The sequence below is a fragment of the Caldifermentibacillus hisashii genome (genome assembly GCF_039654145.1).
Classification (GTDB): Bacteria; Bacillota; Bacilli; order Bacillales; family Caldibacillaceae; genus Caldifermentibacillus; species Caldifermentibacillus hisashii.
Genome location: NZ_CP155467.1, coordinates 1,235,449 through 1,253,848, shown reverse-complemented (window position 1 = coordinate 1,253,848; position 18,400 = coordinate 1,235,449). Strand labels below are relative to the sequence as shown.

General features: G+C 37.1%; 17 protein-coding genes. 5 read left to right on the top strand and 12 right to left on the bottom strand.

What is annotated here, in order from left to right; all coding sequences use genetic code 11:
• Nucleotides 1–45: 45 nt before the first annotated feature.
• Complete coding sequence (locus NSQ14_RS05855; RefSeq protein WP_346216975.1) at nt 46–1,251, bottom strand: DNA repair exonuclease; 1,206 nt, start codon at nt 1,249–1,251, stop codon at nt 46–48.
• Between the two features lie 192 nt (nt 1,252–1,443).
• On the opposite strand from NSQ14_RS05855, the gene NSQ14_RS05850 reads away from it, so the two are divergent.
• Nucleotides 1,444–1,629 (top strand): YhzD family protein, encoded by a 186-nt coding sequence (locus NSQ14_RS05850; RefSeq protein WP_034769031.1) that lies wholly within the window; start codon nt 1,444–1,446, stop codon nt 1,627–1,629.
• 55 nt (nt 1,630–1,684) lie between these two features.
• Here the strand turns inward: NSQ14_RS05850 and NSQ14_RS05845 are convergent, their stop codons facing one another.
• The 6 genes from NSQ14_RS05845 to NSQ14_RS05820 all read right to left on the bottom strand — a co-directional run bounded on the left by NSQ14_RS05845 (nt 1,685) and on the right by NSQ14_RS05820 (nt 8,197).
• Nucleotides 1,685–2,863, bottom strand: coding sequence for an NAD(P)/FAD-dependent oxidoreductase (locus tag NSQ14_RS05845; RefSeq protein WP_251241149.1), 1,179 nt, complete (start codon nt 2,861–2,863; stop codon nt 1,685–1,687).
• Between the two features lie 59 nt (nt 2,864–2,922).
• A complete protein-coding gene (locus NSQ14_RS05840; RefSeq protein WP_095141664.1) occupies nt 2,923–3,348 on the bottom strand; it encodes a DUF1641 domain-containing protein in 426 nt (141 codons plus the stop codon).
• A gap of 368 nt (nt 3,349–3,716) precedes the next feature.
• Nucleotides 3,717–5,330, bottom strand: coding sequence for a long-chain fatty acid--CoA ligase (locus tag NSQ14_RS05835; protein WP_326973800.1), 1,614 nt, complete (start codon nt 5,328–5,330; stop codon nt 3,717–3,719).
• Nucleotides 5,331–5,523: 193 nt separating this feature from the next.
• Nucleotides 5,524–6,396 carry an HAD-IIB family hydrolase gene (locus tag NSQ14_RS05830; protein WP_034769022.1) on the bottom strand — a complete coding sequence of 291 codons (873 nt, stop codon included), beginning with the start codon at nt 6,394–6,396 and terminating at the stop codon, nt 5,524–5,526.
• A gap of 163 nt (nt 6,397–6,559) precedes the next feature.
• Nucleotides 6,560–6,916, bottom strand: coding sequence for a YlbF family regulator (locus tag NSQ14_RS05825; RefSeq protein WP_034769020.1), 357 nt, complete (start codon nt 6,914–6,916; stop codon nt 6,560–6,562).
• Nucleotides 6,917–7,069: 153 nt separating this feature from the next.
• Nucleotides 7,070–8,197, bottom strand: coding sequence for a DUF445 domain-containing protein (locus NSQ14_RS05820; protein WP_034769018.1), 1,128 nt, complete (start codon nt 8,195–8,197; stop codon nt 7,070–7,072).
• 322 nt (nt 8,198–8,519) lie between these two features.
• Here NSQ14_RS05820 and NSQ14_RS05815 point away from each other — a divergent pair, with 322 nt between their 5' ends.
• Nucleotides 8,520–9,887: a YheC/YheD family protein gene (locus NSQ14_RS05815; RefSeq protein WP_346216974.1), complete on the top strand. Its 1,368-nt coding sequence runs from the start codon at nt 8,520–8,522 to the stop codon at nt 9,885–9,887.
• A 702-nt stretch (nt 9,888–10,589) separates the two neighbouring features.
• Nucleotides 10,590–10,799 carry an alpha/beta-type small acid-soluble spore protein gene (locus NSQ14_RS05810; protein WP_034769013.1) on the top strand — a complete coding sequence of 70 codons (210 nt, stop codon included), beginning with the start codon at nt 10,590–10,592 and terminating at the stop codon, nt 10,797–10,799.
• 131 nt (nt 10,800–10,930) lie between these two features.
• On the opposite strand, the gene NSQ14_RS05805 is transcribed toward NSQ14_RS05810, so the two are convergent.
• Both NSQ14_RS05805 and NSQ14_RS05800 read right to left on the bottom strand, forming a co-directional pair.
• On the bottom strand, nt 10,931–11,140 hold the full coding sequence (locus NSQ14_RS05805) for a twin-arginine translocase TatA/TatE family subunit (RefSeq protein WP_034769010.1): 210 nt from the start codon (nt 11,138–11,140) through the stop codon (nt 10,931–10,933).
• A gap of 68 nt (nt 11,141–11,208) precedes the next feature.
• Nucleotides 11,209–12,294: an ATP-binding protein gene (locus NSQ14_RS05800; RefSeq protein ID WP_051989027.1), complete on the bottom strand. Its 1,086-nt coding sequence runs from the start codon at nt 12,292–12,294 to the stop codon at nt 11,209–11,211.
• Nucleotides 12,295–12,619: 325 nt separating this feature from the next.
• Here NSQ14_RS05800 and cls point away from each other — a divergent pair, with 325 nt between their 5' ends.
• Complete coding sequence (cls, locus tag NSQ14_RS05795; RefSeq protein ID WP_034769008.1) at nt 12,620–14,068, top strand: cardiolipin synthase; 1,449 nt, start codon at nt 12,620–12,622, stop codon at nt 14,066–14,068.
• A 96-nt stretch (nt 14,069–14,164) separates the two neighbouring features.
• A complete protein-coding gene (locus tag NSQ14_RS05790; RefSeq protein ID WP_408917108.1) occupies nt 14,165–15,340 on the top strand; it encodes an MFS transporter in 1,176 nt (391 codons plus the stop codon).
• 180 nt (nt 15,341–15,520) lie between these two features.
• On the opposite strand, the gene NSQ14_RS05785 is transcribed toward NSQ14_RS05790, so the two are convergent.
• The 3 genes from NSQ14_RS05785 to NSQ14_RS05775 form a co-directional block, all read right to left on the bottom strand.
• Nucleotides 15,521–15,742: a hypothetical protein gene (locus NSQ14_RS05785; RefSeq protein ID WP_269919472.1), complete on the bottom strand. Its 222-nt coding sequence runs from the start codon at nt 15,740–15,742 to the stop codon at nt 15,521–15,523.
• A 527-nt stretch (nt 15,743–16,269) separates the two neighbouring features.
• Complete coding sequence (locus NSQ14_RS05780) at nt 16,270–16,974, bottom strand: LutC/YkgG family protein (RefSeq protein ID WP_041846001.1); 705 nt, start codon at nt 16,972–16,974, stop codon at nt 16,270–16,272.
• The gene (locus tag NSQ14_RS05775) at nt 16,974–18,395 is read right to left on the bottom strand and encodes a LutB/LldF family L-lactate oxidation iron-sulfur protein (RefSeq protein ID WP_227139264.1); all 1,422 of its coding nucleotides are present in this window, start codon (nt 18,393–18,395) and stop codon (nt 16,974–16,976) included. The genes NSQ14_RS05780 and NSQ14_RS05775 overlap by 1 nt, the downstream gene beginning before the upstream one ends.
• Between the last annotated feature and the right edge of the window lie 5 nt (nt 18,396–18,400).

Below are 18,400 nucleotides of genomic sequence, written 5' to 3'. Positions count from 1 at the left end.
GAAAAACATTTTTCATCCGTGGCAGCACGCCTAGTTCCGGCTTTTTTACCCTTTTAATAGACGAAAGAGGAGTTTTTCAGCCTCATGTAAAATTTGTTGTTGTTCTCCCTCGGTTAAAGGGGCTAAATATTTTCTTGCTTTCGGATGATCAAAAAGAAAAGAGAGCGGTTCTTTTATATCAACATGTTGAAATTGCTTTGATAATTCTTGAAAAAAATCATCGGAAATAACTTGCCTGTTCGTGTCATTTTCCTGAATATCGAGTTGATAAATCCAAATAAAACAATCTTGCTGTTCTTCACCTTCTTGTAATAGTTGTAACATATCTTCAAGATCGATACGGTCTGTCAATACATCAAATTGGTTTTCATTAAAATTTATTTGCAAAAAAACATTGGTCCCCTTTTGCCGCCAGTAATCCTTTATTCCGATGATGGTTTGATAAAAATCATCAAAACAACGAAACGGTTCTTTTTCGGTTAATTCCCACGTTTCCCAACGGATCGGAGCTGTTTCGATAAATTTCCATCTCGTTTCAAAATGATCCATCTCGATTAAGTAACAACCTTTTGCACCCGTTTCGTTTTTATGTCTTCCTTGAATATTACCGGGATACACGATCATCGGCTCTTTATGTAAAATTTGTGATTTATGAATATGTCCAAGTGCCCAGTAATCAAAATCCTTTTCGATTAACTCCTTCACTTTAAATGGAGCATAGCTGTAATGAGCGAGATTATTTGAATCGTGGCCATGCAAAATACCGATATGATAATCCGCTCCGTCTTTTTTTTGGTAATGATCAATCATCCGTTCAAAGACATGTTTCTTTGGATAACTGAAGCCGTAGAAATGGATGCGTGTTTTATTTTTCGTTTCATATGGAATGACCTCTACCGTGGCCGGAAACTGGTAAACATTTTTAGGCCATTCAAGTTTTGTCCAATTGCCGGATAAATGATCATGGTTTCCATGGACGAGGAAAACGCCAATCCCTTCCTGTTCGAGCCTTTCCATTTCTCTTCGCAAAAACAATTGTGCCCGGATGCTGCGGTCTTCCCCATCATATAAGTCTCCGGCAATAATCACGAAATCTACCCTTTCCTTAATCGCGACCTCAACAATTTTTGAAAATGATGCAAAAGTTGAGCGTTTTGTTTTTTCGTGTATAGCGGCAGGTATATTTTTTAGCCCGACAAATGGACTATCCAAATGCAAATCCGCACAATGAATAAATTTGATTGATTTCACGATAATCTCCCCATCCTTAATCGCACGAATATATGTTCTTTTATTATGCCATATTTTTATATATAATGCACGAAGGAAACACAAATTTTTTACACATTTCCCGACGGAATGCAGGAATTTTCATTAATTTGTCGAATCAATTAAGTATTGCGGGATAAAAATTTATTATTGAAAAGATATGGGGGTAATTTAATGCCAATTTATAAACTAACGGCTTTTGAACAAGCAGGGGAAAAATTATTGGATGAATCCATTGAGGCAAAAAGTGACCAAGAGGCAAAACAGCTAGCAGAAACAATGTTAACTGAAAAAGATTTATTGAATAAAACGCACCGCCTTGTATCACCGGATGGGAAACTGCTGTTATTTCATGTATAAAAAAAGATTAAGCGCCGGATAACAAAATTCCGGCGCTTTTGCTTCAATTGTATCATTAATATGCGTATGAAAATAAACCTTTAATATGAGATAAATAGCGCAAATTACTTGCTTCTTTTAATAGAGAAGCAGGGATTCCGTGTAATTCCGTCCCATTTGCTCCGACCGAAGCCACTGCATCTTTCCGACCAAGACTGGCCAATGTTCCTGAATTAACCGGATTGAATACTTCCAATGATTTTCCTTCCAAATAAGCAAATAAGTTATAACCAACCGTTTCGCCCATTTGCCATGCATTTTGTGCTGTTGGTGCATATGGACGACCATCCGGGGCAAAAGCAACTGCACTGTCACCCACAACAAACACGTCTTGATGGGAAGTTGATTGCAAGTATTCGTTTACGGAAGCACGACCGCGGTTTACTTCTAATCCGGACTCGCCTACTAATGGATTCCCTTGAACTCCGCCGGTCCAAACAAAAGTATTGGTTTTGATTTCACTGCCATCTTTCAATGAAACGATATTGCCTTCCACTTTTGTTACCGGAAGACCAATTAAAAATTCAACACCACGTGCTTCCAGACTTTTTTGAGCCCGTTCAATTAAAGTATCAGGCAGCACCGGTAAAATTTTCTGCATTGCTTCGACAAGTTGCAATTTTATTTCACTGCGGGGAACACCATATTTTTTCGTCAATTCCGGAAGCAAGTCAGCAATTTCACCGACTAGTTCGACCCCGGTTAAACCGCCGCCACCAATTAGAATATGCGCATCTTCCGGATTTTTCGTTTCCGCATATTGACGAATTCTCTCTTCAATATGTTCACGAATTTTCTTTGCATCATCCACAGATTTGAGCACCATACTGTTTTCTTCGAGTCCCGGGATGCCGAAATATCCGGTAACACTGCCCAAAGCGACAACGAGCATGTCATAACTTAACGTGTCACCGTTCGATAATTTTACTTGTTTATTGTCCACCGAAAAAGATTCCACTTCTGCAACAATGAAATCAATCGCTGTTCCTTTAAACAATTTTTTCAAAGGTAAAGCAACTCGTTGTTCCGAAACATTTCCTGCTGCAAGTCGGTGTAATTCTGTAATAATTTGATGTGTCGGATATTTGTTCACAACTGTTACTTTGGCTTTTGTTTCATCTAAATATTTACGAACTGTCAAAGCGGTCAATACACCGCCATAGCCCCCACCTAAAATGACAATTTCCTTCGACATTTTTCTTCCTCCGTTCATATGTAAAAATCTTTTCCCTTAGATACACACAATTGAACTGATTATTTATGTTCTTTTTCTGCCGCAACTTTTAAGAAAGCATTAAGAAAACGTAACATTTTTTGAGCTTGTGGATCTTTTAACAATTTCAACAAACCAAAAATACCGATGACTTCTTGACTTTCTTCGGCACGGTCTTTTGCTTCAATTACATTAGCTGCTAAATGTTTCGCTGAATGAATCACCGGTTCTGCTACTTCTTTAATCGCCCCCACCGTATCCTCCTTCAAGACTTCATCGGTAACCAGGGATTTTACGACTTCTAAATTTTTTGTCAGGACCGTTATTAATTCCGTTAACTTTGGAAGCTGTTCCACTAACACCGTTAATGATTGTTGTACTTCCGGCTTAAGCAACTGATCCAAAAGATCGCGCTCACCTTGAGGTAAAGTTTTTTCCATGTTTCCATCTTCCATTACATTTGACATGCTATTCCCCTCCACGTCCTATTAATAAAAAATTGGGTTATTTGAAAATCCATTATGGAATGTTATTAATTTGTAACTCTTCCTAATATGCTTTCACAGAATGTTCTAAAAGTCACAAATTATCCCCTACTCCATTTTGGACCCTGATAAGAAAACAAGAAAAATTGATTTAAACTTATATGAGATTTACTGTTTCCCAATAACTATTGTAAACAATTTGTCACTAAAAATCAAAAATTATTTCGAAATCGGGAATGAATCTCATTCTATTTAATTAAAATATGAAGAAATCAGTTAAAAGAACAGTGATATTCCGATAGATAGAGGAACATAGCCGTCCCTCTTTTTTTATTGCAATATAATTTTCCTTAAACATTCAATAATTCTTTTACTTGATCTCTTAACGCACGTTTTAAAAATTTACCAACTGATGTTTTCGGGATTTCATTCATGAAAAGAATTTTATCCGGTAACCACCATTTAGCAAATTGGGGTTTCAAAAATTCATATAATTCATCCTCAGTTATTTTATCCTTATATTGGTCTTTCAACACAACGCAGGCAACGGGTCTTTCTTGCCACTTTTCATGCGGTATGGCGACGACAGCAGCTTCAAAAACAGCCTCATGGGCCATTAGTGCGTTTTCAATGTCAACAGATGAAATCCATTCCCCGCCACTTTTTATTAAATCCTTCGTTCGGTCAACAATTTTAACAAACCCGCCTTTATCAACGGTAACTACATCTCCCGTATGGAGCCAGCCGTCTTTAAAAGTCTCTTTTGAACGATCATCATTATAGTAACTGGAAGCAATCCACGGACCACGAAGACATAGTTCCCCCATTTCGATACCGTCCCATTGCACTTCTCCGTTTTGACCAATTACTTTCATTTCCAGGCCGGGTACTAAAATCCCTTGCTTCGCCTTTAATTCATAAATATCTTCTTCCGGTAACTCGTCATGTTCGCTCTTTAATCTGGAAATTAAGGCAAGCGGAGTTGTTTCGGTCATTCCATAGGCATGCATAAATGGAATATTATATTTCTTTTCAAACATTTTAATAATTCCTTTTGGTGCCGCTGAACCTCCGCATAAAAGATAACGGATATGTGACAAATCATAGTTTTCGTTTTCTAATTCTTTTAAAACACCGATCCAAATGGTCGGAACTCCGGCAGAAATGGTTACTTTCTCTGATACCATTAATTCTAATAAAATTTTCGGTGTAAAATTTGGACCCGGTAAAACAAGATTTGAGCCAAACCACACACACGCAAAAGGAAGACCCCATGCATTTACATGAAACATTGGAACAATTGGCATGGCCGTATCCTTTTCACTCACTGATCCCCCGTCTGCCAGACCAAGAGCAAAACTATGCAACACGATTCCACGATGTGAATAAAGCACACCTTTTGGTAAACCGGTTGTGGCAGAAGTATAGCACATTCCGGCAGGGTCATTTTCATCAATATCTTTTACAAAAGTAAATAATGCATCTCCTTCACTCAGTAAATCTTCATAGTGATACACAGGACTTAAACTTGTTTCCGGTAATTCCGGCCGATCGGTCATAATAATAAACGCCTCAACATTTTTCAGTTCATCTTTACAATTTTCTACGATCGGCAAAAGGTCTTCATCAATGAGTAAAATTTTGTCCCCGGCATGGTTGATAATATAAGCAATTTGTTGAGGGGACAAGCGTATGTTGATCGTATGTAAAACAGCTCCAATACATGGTATGGCAAAATATGCTTCCAGGTGGCGGTGATGGTTCCAAGCAATGGTTCCTACCTTATCTCCTCTCGTAATGCCAAACTTAGTCAGTACACTTGCTAATCTCCTTGTCCGTTCACCAAATTCCTTATACGTGAATCTTTGCACACCTGTTGAAGTCCGTGAAATTACCTGCTTGTTAGGGAAAAATTTTTCTGCCCTTTCAATCATTTGTGTTAAAATTAGCGGGGTGTTCATCATTTTACCTCATCTCCTTTTGTAAACGTTTTCAACTTATTAAACTTAAAAACTGCTAATAATACATATTCGCTATTCCGAAGAAAAATCCTTCTTTAAATTGATAATTTTTATAACTATTTTTCGCTAAAGACCAATTTATAAGTACACACTCTTAACCTATAAAAAAACGGGTCTCCGATTGAGCGGGACCCTTTTAGATGGATGATTTTTTTATACTGTTTATTTTTTCTAAAAAGGAGATGGGCTGTTGTTTTCGAAAATGTTCTCTTACCATATAGGATACACCGTGCTCATTATTCGACCGTGTTACCCAATCAGCCGCCTTCCGCACAGCAATCGGGGCATTTCCCATTGCAACACCTAAACCTGCTGCTTCAATGAAATCCAAATCATCTATATCACTTCCGATGGCAACCGTTTCATTAAGAGAAATTTTTTGTTTTTCACAAAAATAAAGTAATCCGGTTAATTTAGACACCCCATTTGGCAAAATAATTAATTGGTTATCGTACAGATAAAGATCAATTTCGTAGAACATATTTTGCAGGGCGATTTTCACTTCCTTGGCTACTTTTTGATCCGGAAAGTCTATTTCAATATGTGTGGGATGGATTTGTTCTTCTTCAACATATTCTCCAAGATTTTTTACAAATTGATGGTGATAGGTGGAAAAACTGTTCGTATCAATAACCGCCCTCGTTACAATAGAATTCTTTAATGGGACATTGCTGACCGAATATTTTTCATGCACGATTCGAATATGACATGAAAAAGTTTCCAAGAATCGGATAATATCTTGAACAATTTGCTCATCAATTCTTTTGACAAATATTGCTTGATCGGATGATGAAGCAATAAATGCACCGTGGTGAGCAATAACCATCGTTTGTAATTTCAGTGCTTTTGCCATACGTTTTGCAAAGGCAAAATTTCGAGATGTAACAAGGGTAACCATCACACCTTTTGATTGAACATATTCAACAGCTTCCTTCACCGATTTATGTAATTTGCCGTTCGATTGCAAAATGGTTCCGTCAATATTCATGGCAAGTAGCCGATAAATCATCATCCATGCCCCCTTATGCCAAATCATGATGTATCGATGAACTGACAAAAATGCTTTTATTTATACCTATGTAAAAAAGTGAATGTATAGAACAGAGGAATGAACCCTTTTATAGAAAAAAACTGCCGTGACAAGTAATCGTCGACGGCAGGGTTCTTTATCGTTATTGGTCTTGTTGCTGACTGTATAATTCTTCCAACGGCTTCATAACAATTTTATTTATCTCTGCAATTACCGAGCTCATCTTTTGCTCGGCTTCGATTAAACGAGTGATTTTATTATTTTGCTGGATCACCGAAACCATTTGTTGTGCTTGAACAACTTCTTCTTGGCTAATCGGTTGCCCGGTCATTTGTTTTTCTTGTAAATTCATCTGAACTGTACGAAAATCATCAAAAAGTTTTCTTGCGGCTTCATCGGCATATAAACTTGCATATTGAATTTTCAAATCGACAAATTCAGCACTTTCACGAATGTTTTTCTCCAAAGTATAAGCGGTATCAAAAATATTTGCAGCCATTTCGGACCTCCATTATCTTTATTAAAAAGGCTCCATATCCAAACAGGAAAAGGCCTTCTTTTAACTATGTTCTCTAACTATAACAAACTATGTTCAAAAAAGCGAGAGCGTGCTCAATTTTTTTACCCGCCCTCAAATCTTTTTTCGGACGGGTTAACCCATTAAGATGACGATAAAACCTTGCAAAATTCCGATTAGTCCTCCTAAATAAGCTCCAAGATAGGTAATCATTTTCAATTCTCGCCGACTGATGCCAACAACGATTTCTTCCAATTGTTCCGTCGAAAAGGAGTCAACTTGGTTTTTTACCAATTCAGGAATTTCTAATTTTTTCATCCATTTTTCTATATACGTACTCCCAAGCTTCTCCATTCCCTTTTGAACAACAGTTGGAATCATTTGGTTTATAATTGTATTTTTGAGATCGGTCAAGGGGAAAGATTTAAGCGGTTTGTGGAAGAAAAATTTTTTCAACTCTTCCCAAATCAAGTCTTTTCCTTCTTTTCCCAACAATTTTTGCACACCTTCCTCAACCGTCCAAGACTTTACTCTGTCTAGTTCACTTTGTAAAACCTGAGTAACAGCTTTTTCCGTTTGATCGTTTTCAATTATTTTTACAAGTTCTTGCTGCAATCGTTCGATCATATTGCGGTTGTCTAAAAATGGGTGCAACATGTTTAATAATCTACCCCGGCCTTCAAAAAACTGATCAAAATGATGTTTAATCAAGTGATACCCGCTTGGACTAACAAGAAACTGTTTTACGTTAATTAACAAATACTTTGATATCTTGTTGACATTTTTATCCAACTTTTCCCAAATTGTTTCCGGAATAAGTTCTTGAAGTAATTGATCATTATGTTCATTTATCCAATGGGTCATTTGTTTATTTAGTAATATGTATAATTTATCTTCCATTTTTCCGTCATGATTCATCATTCCAATATGTTCAAGCCATTCATTTAATGTTTTTTCCGACTGAAAAAATTCCACTACTTTCTTTACTAAAATTTGATGTAAAGAGTCATATATTTTAGGATCAGTCAATTTTTGTTGAATAACTTCAGGTGTTAATAAGTGATTAATGACAAGTTGGCCCATTTGTTTAGCCAGTTCGTCACGTCTTTTCGGAATTAACCCCGGCGTAAACGGAAGGCGCCAATTGCCGATATATTTTGCCTCATAAGGCCTGAATAGCATTTTAATGGCGATAGAGTTTGTTATGCCTCCAATAATTGCACCAACAATACCCATGAAAAGGATCGTGATTAATGTCTGCATGTGGATCGACCTTTCTTACTTCTACAAGTGGAGTTTGAAGATAATTATTACATTGTAACATAAATGATGCACCTAAATGGGCGAATGTACATATGCTGTTTAATATGAAAAAGGATACCGATTTCTCCTAAGATTACCCATTTACTTCCATCCTTAAATTATAACGGCTGTTCGGGTATTGGGCAAATTTGACCGCTGGAGAAATAATCATGATTATTGATTCCCTTCATTTCAAACAGGATTTATCTTTTGTTAACCGGACATTATCCTTCATTATTAGCACCGATTGATTCTAACACCAATTGAGAAAGGTGAGCAAAACATGTTCAAATCTTATCCGATTGAAATCATGAATAGCAATGAGTTAATCCTTTATTACCCTAGTGAGCTAAAATTTTCAGACATCCAAACAATTACTTTCGGTTCATTAACTGTTTCTTGCAAGGCGGTTCCACAAAAAGAGCACACAAAGACCATTACGATGACAAAAAGCCTTGCAAATCACCTGCATATTCCTGATCTACCTTTACGACTTCATCTATTTGAAAAGGAGGGGAGTCTTTTTATCGGCCCGATTGTCGGAATATTTACCGCCGGCTTCACCGGATTTCCTGGTAATCCAATGGGCTCACGCTCTTATTCCTTGTCTAAATTTTTCTTAACCTTTGAGCAAGTCGGGGTTTTACCTGTCGTGTTCGGCATCCAGCATATTGATTGGGAGCAAGGTTTCGTTACCGGTTATGTTTACCATAAAAACAAATGGAAACAAATTGAAGTTCCTTTACCGAACGTTATTTATGACCGACTGCCAAACCGTGCTGTTGAAAACCTGCAAAATATTCAGTCCTTAAAAACAAGATTGCAAGAAGAATATGCCATTCCTTGGTTTAATCCCGGATTTTTTAATAAACTGGATATCTATAACCGTTTGGTAAATGAATCAGCTGTAAACAAATATTTGCCAAAAACAGTTCCCTTTGAAGAAAAATCATTAAAGGATATGCTCTTCGAATTTGGTTTTCTATATGTAAAACCGGATCGCGGCAGCTCCGGCAAAGGTATATATCAAATCCAGACCGTAGATGATGAGATTTTTGTCCGATTCCGGGATAATGCGGGTAACAATCGATTAATCAAATGTGCCAACATCACAAAATTATGTAATTTTTTGCAAGAACATCTGACCGGTCCATATATTATTCAACAAGGAATCAAGCTCTTCCGTGTTGACCAACACATCGCCGATTTTCGCATCCATACAAATAAATTGCCGAACGGAAAATGGGTTGTGACTACAATTGGCTGTAAAGTGGCCGGCAGCGGTAGCCCGACAACCCATCTGTTAGCGGGGGGCCAAATAAAAACATTAGAAGAGATTTTTCCCGATCATGAGGAACGAAAGACAAAAACAAAAAAATTAGTTGAAGCAGCTCTTACTCTTAGTAAATATATCGAGAAAAACATAAATGGAATCGTTGCAGAAATTGGATTTGATTTTGGAGTCGACAAGAGTGGGCAGGTTTGGATGTTCGAGGCCAATGCCAAGCCCGGACGTTCCATTTTTAACCATCCACAATTATCCAAATATGAACGGTTATCAAATAAGTATCTCCTCCTTCACGCCGTAAAATTAATGGAACAAGTCATTACCAATCCCGAAAAAATTTTTCATGAATTTATTTTACAATAAAGTGAAACTTCCATCCGTGAGGTCACTCACGGATGGTTAGTTGAACCAATCGGGCACTTACGGGCTGTTACTTCTACCTAAACTCTCTTGATTTCTAAACTTTAATGTAAGTTTACAGCCCGTTTGTGCGGGATAAAGTGAAACTTCCATCCGTGGGGCCTTCTTCCACGGATGGTTAGTTGAACCAATCAGGTACATACGAAACAGTTTTATTCCCGGATAAAATATGTCTCTTGCCGACCACAAGCGGGACACTGTAAAAGGTGAACACATTGACTCTGATGAAAATTTTGCGGATAGCCGTCTTCCAACCGCAATAAATCAATTTCCATATATGGGCTGTAGTCATCAAAAAAGTCACTAAGTTTCCCCTCATCAATCATGTTGATATTGCAATTCCGACACGGAACAATAAATGAATCAAAGCCGTTGCATACCGGGCAAATTGACAATTAAAACATTCCTTCCTGAAATTAATGTTAATCGTATTTTGCCACGGGATTTCTTTAAATATGTTATTAAAAAAAGAATTAAATTGGTAGCAATTACCTTTAATTTTCCGAATATATTTTGCTGTTTCACACACAATAAAACATGTAATCAACGTTACCAACCACCAAAATACGGTTTAGATGTTGATTACAAAAGAAGGTAGGATTTCTTTGATAGAAAATGCCGACCATAAAAAAGGAGGAGACAACAATGGCATCAAACAGAAGCAATTCCTCAAACCAACTTTTAGTGGCAGGAGCACAAGAGGCTCTAGATCAAATGAAATACGAAATTGCTCAAGAATTCGGAGTGAATCTTGGTGCAGAAACGACTTCCCGTGCTAACGGTTCGGTCGGTGGAGAAATTACAAAACGTTTAGTTTCTATGGCTCAACAACAACTTTCTGGTCAAAACTTCTAAGCAAAACTAAATAATTATGGATTAGACCTCCGCAAATATGCGGGGGTCTTTATACATATTTTAAAACGAATGAAAAGGCGGAACCTTCTTAATTAATAGATGAACGTATTCGTTTATTTAAAATTATTCCTTTATCCTTCTATTTTTTCATTGCTTTTTTCATCATCCATCACTTGTTTTTTACCGTTTTTATCATCATCATCCATTACTTGCCTCATCCCCTTCTTAAATTCCTGAAGTGTTTCCCCGGCAGCCCTTCCTAACTTTGGCAGTTTGGATGGACCAAAAATAAGTAATGCAACAATTAATATGATCGCGATTTCACCAAAGCCAAGATTCATAGTCAGCATCCCCTTTATTCACATATTTTTCCAAACAATTGTTTCGTCTTCTGTCGTGAATCTTCATTTTAATCTTCTAAAGGTAAAAACACATAGAAAGTTGTTCCGACCCCTAATTCACTCTGGACTTCTATTCTCCCTTCATGTTCTTCCATAATTTTATAACACATCATAAGTCCAAGTCCATTCCCATTACTTTTTGTTGTAAAAAATGGTTGTCCTAACTTTTCAACAAGTTCATTTGGTATACCGCAACCTTCATCAGTTATACTAAGAACACTTTGACCTTCACATTTACGAATGGTTATCGTAATAATTCCGGGATCTTCCATTGATTCTAATGCGTTTTTTATCAAATTGATGATGACTTGTTTTATTTTTTGTTTATCACAAAAAACCCAAACAGGTTCCTCACAACTATCAAGTGTGATACGGATTTGTTTTTGATACGCAACTCCTTCAAGCAACGTGATACATGATCTTAAAATCACTTTTAAATCATGAAGCTCAAATTTCAAATGATTCGGCTTGGCAAAAATCATCAATTCATTTGTAATACTACTGATCCTGTCGATTTCCTGATCAATAATTTCCAAATATTGGTCATTCTTTGTTGGCTCCGATTTCATCAATTGAATAAAGCCTTTAATAGATGTAAGTGGGTTGCGTATTTCATGGGCAATTCCGGCAGCAAGTTGACCAATAAGTGCCATTTTATCATTTTCTAAAAGATTATCCTCGTCGCCAATTGGTTTTTCTTTAATTAAAAACAGGATTTCCTTAGGATTTTGTCTGACATCCCTTAAAATATGAATATCTAATTCACTCCAGACAAAGAGCCCATCCCTCTTCTTTAATCGCATCGTGAGGGATTTTTCTTTTTCCAAAAAATGACTGTCTCGATTAAACATCTCAAGTACTCTTTGTTTATCCTTTTCATGTAAAAAGTATGTAATTTTTTTCCCTATCATTTCCTCCCACTCATATCCAAGAATGTAAAAAGAATTTGGCGATACATAGTTAAAAACACCCTGCATGGAACTCCGAATAATTAAGCTGTTAAAAGTTTCCGATAATATATGTAGTATAGAATTAAACATGTGAAAATTATAGCTGTACTCTAAATCAAGTTGTTTTTTATAAATAGCATCCACGTTATTCCAACCCCACTTACTATTAGAATTAATATTCATTCGTTTTTGGGTTACAATAAACCGGTTTAGGAGTCCAATTTATTTATATGTCCCGATTCTTTTCCCATGTTGAATTTTCGTGAGGATTACATTTATTATAACAAAAACGAACGAGTAAATGAACATAAATTTTTCTATATTTCGAATAGTCGACCTTAGTCACGGTTTTTGATATAGATAATATTATTTCTCATTTTTCATAAATCGAGTTATTATAATATAGATTACCAATCCTAAAACATGCTATTATTTTTGAAAATCATACTAAAGTAACAGGAGTATTTTTATGAGCCTTTTATCTATTTTTATCAGTGCCATTTTTATTTTAAATATTATTTTGGCTGTAGCCGTTGTTTTTTTGGAGCGACGTGATCCGAGTTCCACTTGGGCATGGCTATTAGTTTTGTTCTTCATTCCACTCCTTGGATTTATTCTTTATTTAATTTTCGGACAAAATTTAAAAGGAAAAAAATTATTCGTTTGGGGAGATTTAAAGAAGATCGGACTCGATAATTTAATTAAAGATCAAATCCGTCACATTGAGGATGGAAAATATGAGATGGCAACGGAAGAGATGAAAAACCATCGAGACTTGATTTATTTTTTTCTTTCCAACAATAATGCCCTTTTAACCCAAGATAATGAGCTGGACATATTTATTGATGGAAAAGAGAAATTTAAAGCTCTTTTTAAAGATATCGAAAACGCAAAAAGTCATATTCACCTGCAATATTATATTTTCCGTGACGATGAATTAGGAAAAAAATTAATTGATTTATTAACAAAGAAAGCAAAAGAAGGTGTTGAAGTTCGTGTTTTGTATGATGAAATGGGGTCGCGACGAATTAAGAAACGTTCCTTTAATAAATTGAAACAAGCAGGCGGAGAGGTAGAAGTGTTTTTTCCTTCAAAAATTCCGTTAGTCAACTTGCGCATGAACTTCCGTAATCACCGGAAACTTGTTATTATTGATGGGAAAATTGCTTATCTCGGCGGATTCAATGTCGGGGATGAGTATCTTGGTCTTGATAAAAAATTCGGTTATTGGCGTGATACGCATCTTCGGTTACAGGGACATGCCGTTTTTGCCACCCAAATTCGTTTTATTTTAGACTGGAACCAAGCTTCCTCTCGCAATGATATTTATTATGATAAGAAATATTTTCCCGACATCAACCATAACGGGAAAGTTCCGATTCAGATTGTAACAAGTGGTCCGGACTCAGAATGGGAACAAATTAAATATGGCTATATAAAAATGATTGCATCGGCAAAAAAATCTATCTATATTCAAACACCTTATTTTATCCCGGATGCGAGCATTCTTGATGCCATGCGGATTGCCATTTTATCCGGAGTTGATGTGAAAATTATGATACCTAATAAACCGGATCATATGTTTGTATATTGGGCAACGATGTCTTATATTGGTGAACTCCTTAAAATTGGTGCAAAAGTTTATATTTATGATAACGGCTTTATTCATGCAAAAATGATGGTTGTTGATGAAAATACTGTTTCGGTTGGAACTGCCAACATTGATGTTCGCAGCTTCAAGTTGAATTTTGAAGTGAATGCGTTTATCTATCACGTCCCGACAGCGAAACAGTTAGTTGAAGTTTTCAATGAAGATATAAAAATGTCAAGAAGGCTCACTTATTATCAATATTTACGAAGACCTTTAAAAATTCGTTTCAAAGAATCCATATCAAGGCTGCTTTCACCGATTCTTTAAGCCGAATATTTATAAATAATCAGCGGGAACTGAGACCACCGCTGCTTTTTTGCTAGATGAGGAAGTTCTGAATTCATTCGTAAAGAGGGGAAGGAAATGGAAAATAAACGAGCATTACCTATTCTTTTTCTTGTGATGTTTTTAGTAATGGTTGGCTTTGGTATTATCATTCCTGTTCTGCCTTTTTATGCGGAAGAACTTGGTGCCAGCCCTGCTGAACTTGGCTTACTGATGGCCGTCTATTCTTTTATGCAGTTATTATTTTCTCCTGTTTGGGGGAAAATTTCCGATAAAATTGGTCGAAAACCCGTCATGTTAATTGGTATTGCCGGACTCAGCATCTCTTTTTTTCTAATGGCTATTGCCAATCACTTATGGATCCTGTTTTTTGCCCGAATCATCGGCGGTCTTTTATCGGCAGCCAATATGCCGACAACAATGGCTTATGCAGCGGACATAACCACCCCTGAAAACCGGAGTAAAGGGATGGGGATGATTGGTGCTGCAGTTGGTTTAGGATTTATCTTTGGTCCGGCAATCGGGGGCGTTTTTTCCGATATTCGCCTTAATTTGCCGTTTACCATTGCCGGTTCCGTTTCTATATTTACCTTCCTGCTTGTTCTCATTGTCCTGAAAGAATCTAAGCCAAAGGAAGAGCGTAATACTGAAAAAAATACTCCTGCTCTATCAAGGTGGGCTGCATTTCGAGGAGCTAATACGATACTGTTCATCTTACAGTTTTTCGTTTCTTTGTCACTTGCCGGTTTGGAAGCGACATACGCTTATTTTGTCGCTGATAAGGCGGGGCTAGGGACGAGGGAAATCGGTTATATTTTTATGATTATGGGCTTGGCTGGTGCTGTTGTTCAAGGTGGTTTAATCGGTCTGCTCTCCAAAAAATTTGGCGACGAAAGAATTATTCAAGGAGGACTGCTGGTATCAGCAATCGGATTCGGATTAATTTTACTAACCAATAATTTTACCTCTGCTGCAGTTTACTTAACCATTTTTGGACTCGGTAATGGTGTGATTCGTCCAACGGTTTCAGCACTGTTAACAAAGACATCAACGGTCGGTCATGGCAGTGTAACCGGTCTTCTATCTTCTTTTGACTCTCTCGGCAGAATTATCGGGCCTCCCCTTGGCGGCATGTTATTTGCCATCGGTATTGGGCTCCCTTATATTACCGGTTTACTTTTATCAATCATTGCATTTATTCTCTTTCAAATATTTCGTTATCGAAATCATGAGTTCAACAACCATAGGGCTTAATAGAGCCCTTTTCACGTGCACCAATGTTGAAGGTTTTTTATCTGAGTATCTTTATTTTTCATTTCAAAATATGACGATTGCCTTTGCTGGAAATTGATACATTAGCGTATAAAAAAAAGACGAGTAGACGGATAGAAATAAACCGTCCACTTACTCGTCCAAGATCTCCCTTTTTTATTATCAATTCAACTCACTCTTCATTTCCAAAACCTCAGATTCCGTTAACTCTGTCATCTTAACGATAAAGTTAATATCTGCACCTTCCATTAACATCTTTTTTGCAATTTCCCGTTTGCCTTCTTTTATGCCTTCTTTTCTTCCTTTTTCTATGCCTTTTTTTATGCCCTCTTCTTTGCCTTCCTCTTTTCCTTCTCTTCTTCCTTCCTCTTTTCCTTCTCTCATTGCTTCCCCACGAATGGAATTTATGTCCTTTAATGCTTTTTCACGGGGAGCTAGTTTCTCAGTCGCTGGCGCTCGGAGCTAGACAATAAAACTAATCCCAAGTTATTTACTTTTATTTTTATACTTTCTTAATTCTTAAACAAAGTCATTTTTTGGTTTGAGCCAAAAAATCGGAAGTTTATAAACCATACATAACTTAACTCGTTCCTTTCATTTTTATTATACAAAATTTTGGCTTCAATGAATATAACGGAATTTTCGGTTACTTTGAAAAAATTAGGATGCTTAGTACAGTAAAAAACGATGAAGGAAGGAAAATCTTTGGGGAATTTTATGTTTATCTTATTCGACAAAAAGACAAAAAATCCTTCAATTTTTTTATAAAAAATTTATGGTAATAACTAGTGAGTGATTAATTGGGGAATAGAAATATTTACCTATGGAAGAGGGTTTACTCACCCTCATTCCATACCTGGAGATTTTTCTTTTTATACCTCTATAAAATGTCTTATAAAAAAATTTTTATTTTACTCATCAACAAGAATATATGTTGCTTTAACTGGGCCATGTACCCCGACAATCAGATTCATTTCAATATCAGCACTGTTACTTGGACCGGAAATAAAACTGACACAAGAAGCAACCAATTCCCCTTTTTCAATTTTTTCGTGAATGATTGCTGCTGCCTGGGTCATTCTGGGCACTAAAGTACTTTTTGGAATGATCGCAATATAATTTTTCGGCATTAAGCTAATTGATCTTCCGTGGTGTTTATTATGGAATAAAGTGACCGTCGCTGTTTCTGCTAATGTTATATCGCTGAAAGTAATACCAATATTAGCTCGCTCAGCAATTTTTTCATTTTCCTTACCAATTGTGTAATCCCAAACATGAATATTTGTATCTTGTTGTAACTCATTAAAGCAATCTGGCAAGCCATATATTTCATTCCGTGGGTCTTTTGGTAAAATAATTGATTCCCCGCCATAACTTTTTATGACATCGACTAAAACATTTTTTAAATGAGCAACGTCTGTTCTTACAAAGTCTGTATGGATGGCTTCACATTGGTTTGCAAAAATGTCTACAAGTTCTTCTTGATCCATTCCTTTAAACACTTCATATTGCGGATTTACACGCCAAACCGGGCGCACTACACCTTCTGTTCGAAGGGGACGGCCGAGTTTCGCTGCCAATTTGTTTAAAAATTCATCTCGATTATAAACCGCCATTAGTTTTCACCGTCCTTTTTTCTGTTTTCAAACCAAGAACGGAAAGATTGTTTAGGCGGGGCTGCTAGATTGCGAACCGCCGTCCATGCTTTTAATGGTCCGGGTCCATTTTCAATTGTCTCATCCTTTGTCCATGGTTTTAAGGCAGAGTGGGCAAGTTTTGTACTCATTTTATAAACAAACGGGCTGCCTCCCCACATGCCGACGCCTTTCATCATCATTTTTTCTGCAAAAGGAGTGTCACCATTTTCAACAATCTTTTGCCGATGAAGAACTAACATTTCGTGCAAAGGTATCCTTACCGGACAAGCTTCCGTACATGCTCCACATAACGAGGATGCATACGGCAAATCTTTATGATCGTCATATCCATCCAAAACAGGCGTCAGTACTGCACCAATCGGCCCTGGGTAAACCGAATTGTAGGCATGGCCGCCGATATGACGATAAACCGGACAAACATTGATGCAAGAACCACAGCGAATACAATGTAAGGCTGCCTGAAATTCCGTCCCAAGTGCATTCGACCTGCCATTATCAACAATAACGAGATGGTAATCGTTTGGTCCGTCGATTTCATCTTCCCCACGACAACCGGTATATGCTGTGATATAGCTGGTAAGTTTTTGTCCAACTGCTGAACGTGTTAAAAGACCAACTAGAACTTCCATTTCTTCCCACGTAGGTACAATCCGCTCCATCCCCATCACGGTAATTAGTGTATCAGGAACGGTCCATACCATATCAGCATTTCCTTCGTTGGTTACCAAGGTAATTGTTCCTGATTCAGCGATGGCAAAATTGCATCCGGTAATACCGACATCTGCCTGCAAAAAATCACTTCGTAGTTGTTTGCGGGCAAAAGCTGCCAATTCTTCCGGTTCACTTGACCCGGTATATCCTCGTTTTTGGGCAAAGGTTTCACGAATTTGTTCTTTATTTTTATGAAGAGCTGGTGTAACAATATGGGATGGATGGTCCCCTTCCAATTGTAAAATCCATTCACCTAAATCGGATTCAACAACCTCAGCACCGGTTTCTGCCAATGCATCATTTAAACCGATTTCTTCCGTCACCATCGACTTTGATTTAACAATTTTTTTGGCGTTCTTTGTCTGAATCACCTGCTTAATATAGCTGTTTGCTTCTTCTGCAGTTTCAGCAAAATACACATGGCCGCCGCGTTTCTCCACTTGTTCGCTTAATTGATGTAAATAAAAGTCGATATGATTTACTGTATGGGTACGGATTTCTTCACCGAGTTTTCGCCAGTCTTCCCAGTTTCCCAATTCTTGCGCCTGTTTTAGCCGGCCGGCACGAAAACGACCCTGAGCACCCGAAACTGCTTGACGCATAAAATCATTTTCGATCCCTTTTTGTACCCCTTCTTCAAAAGGAATATCTTCCAATTTTAAACTCATTTCTT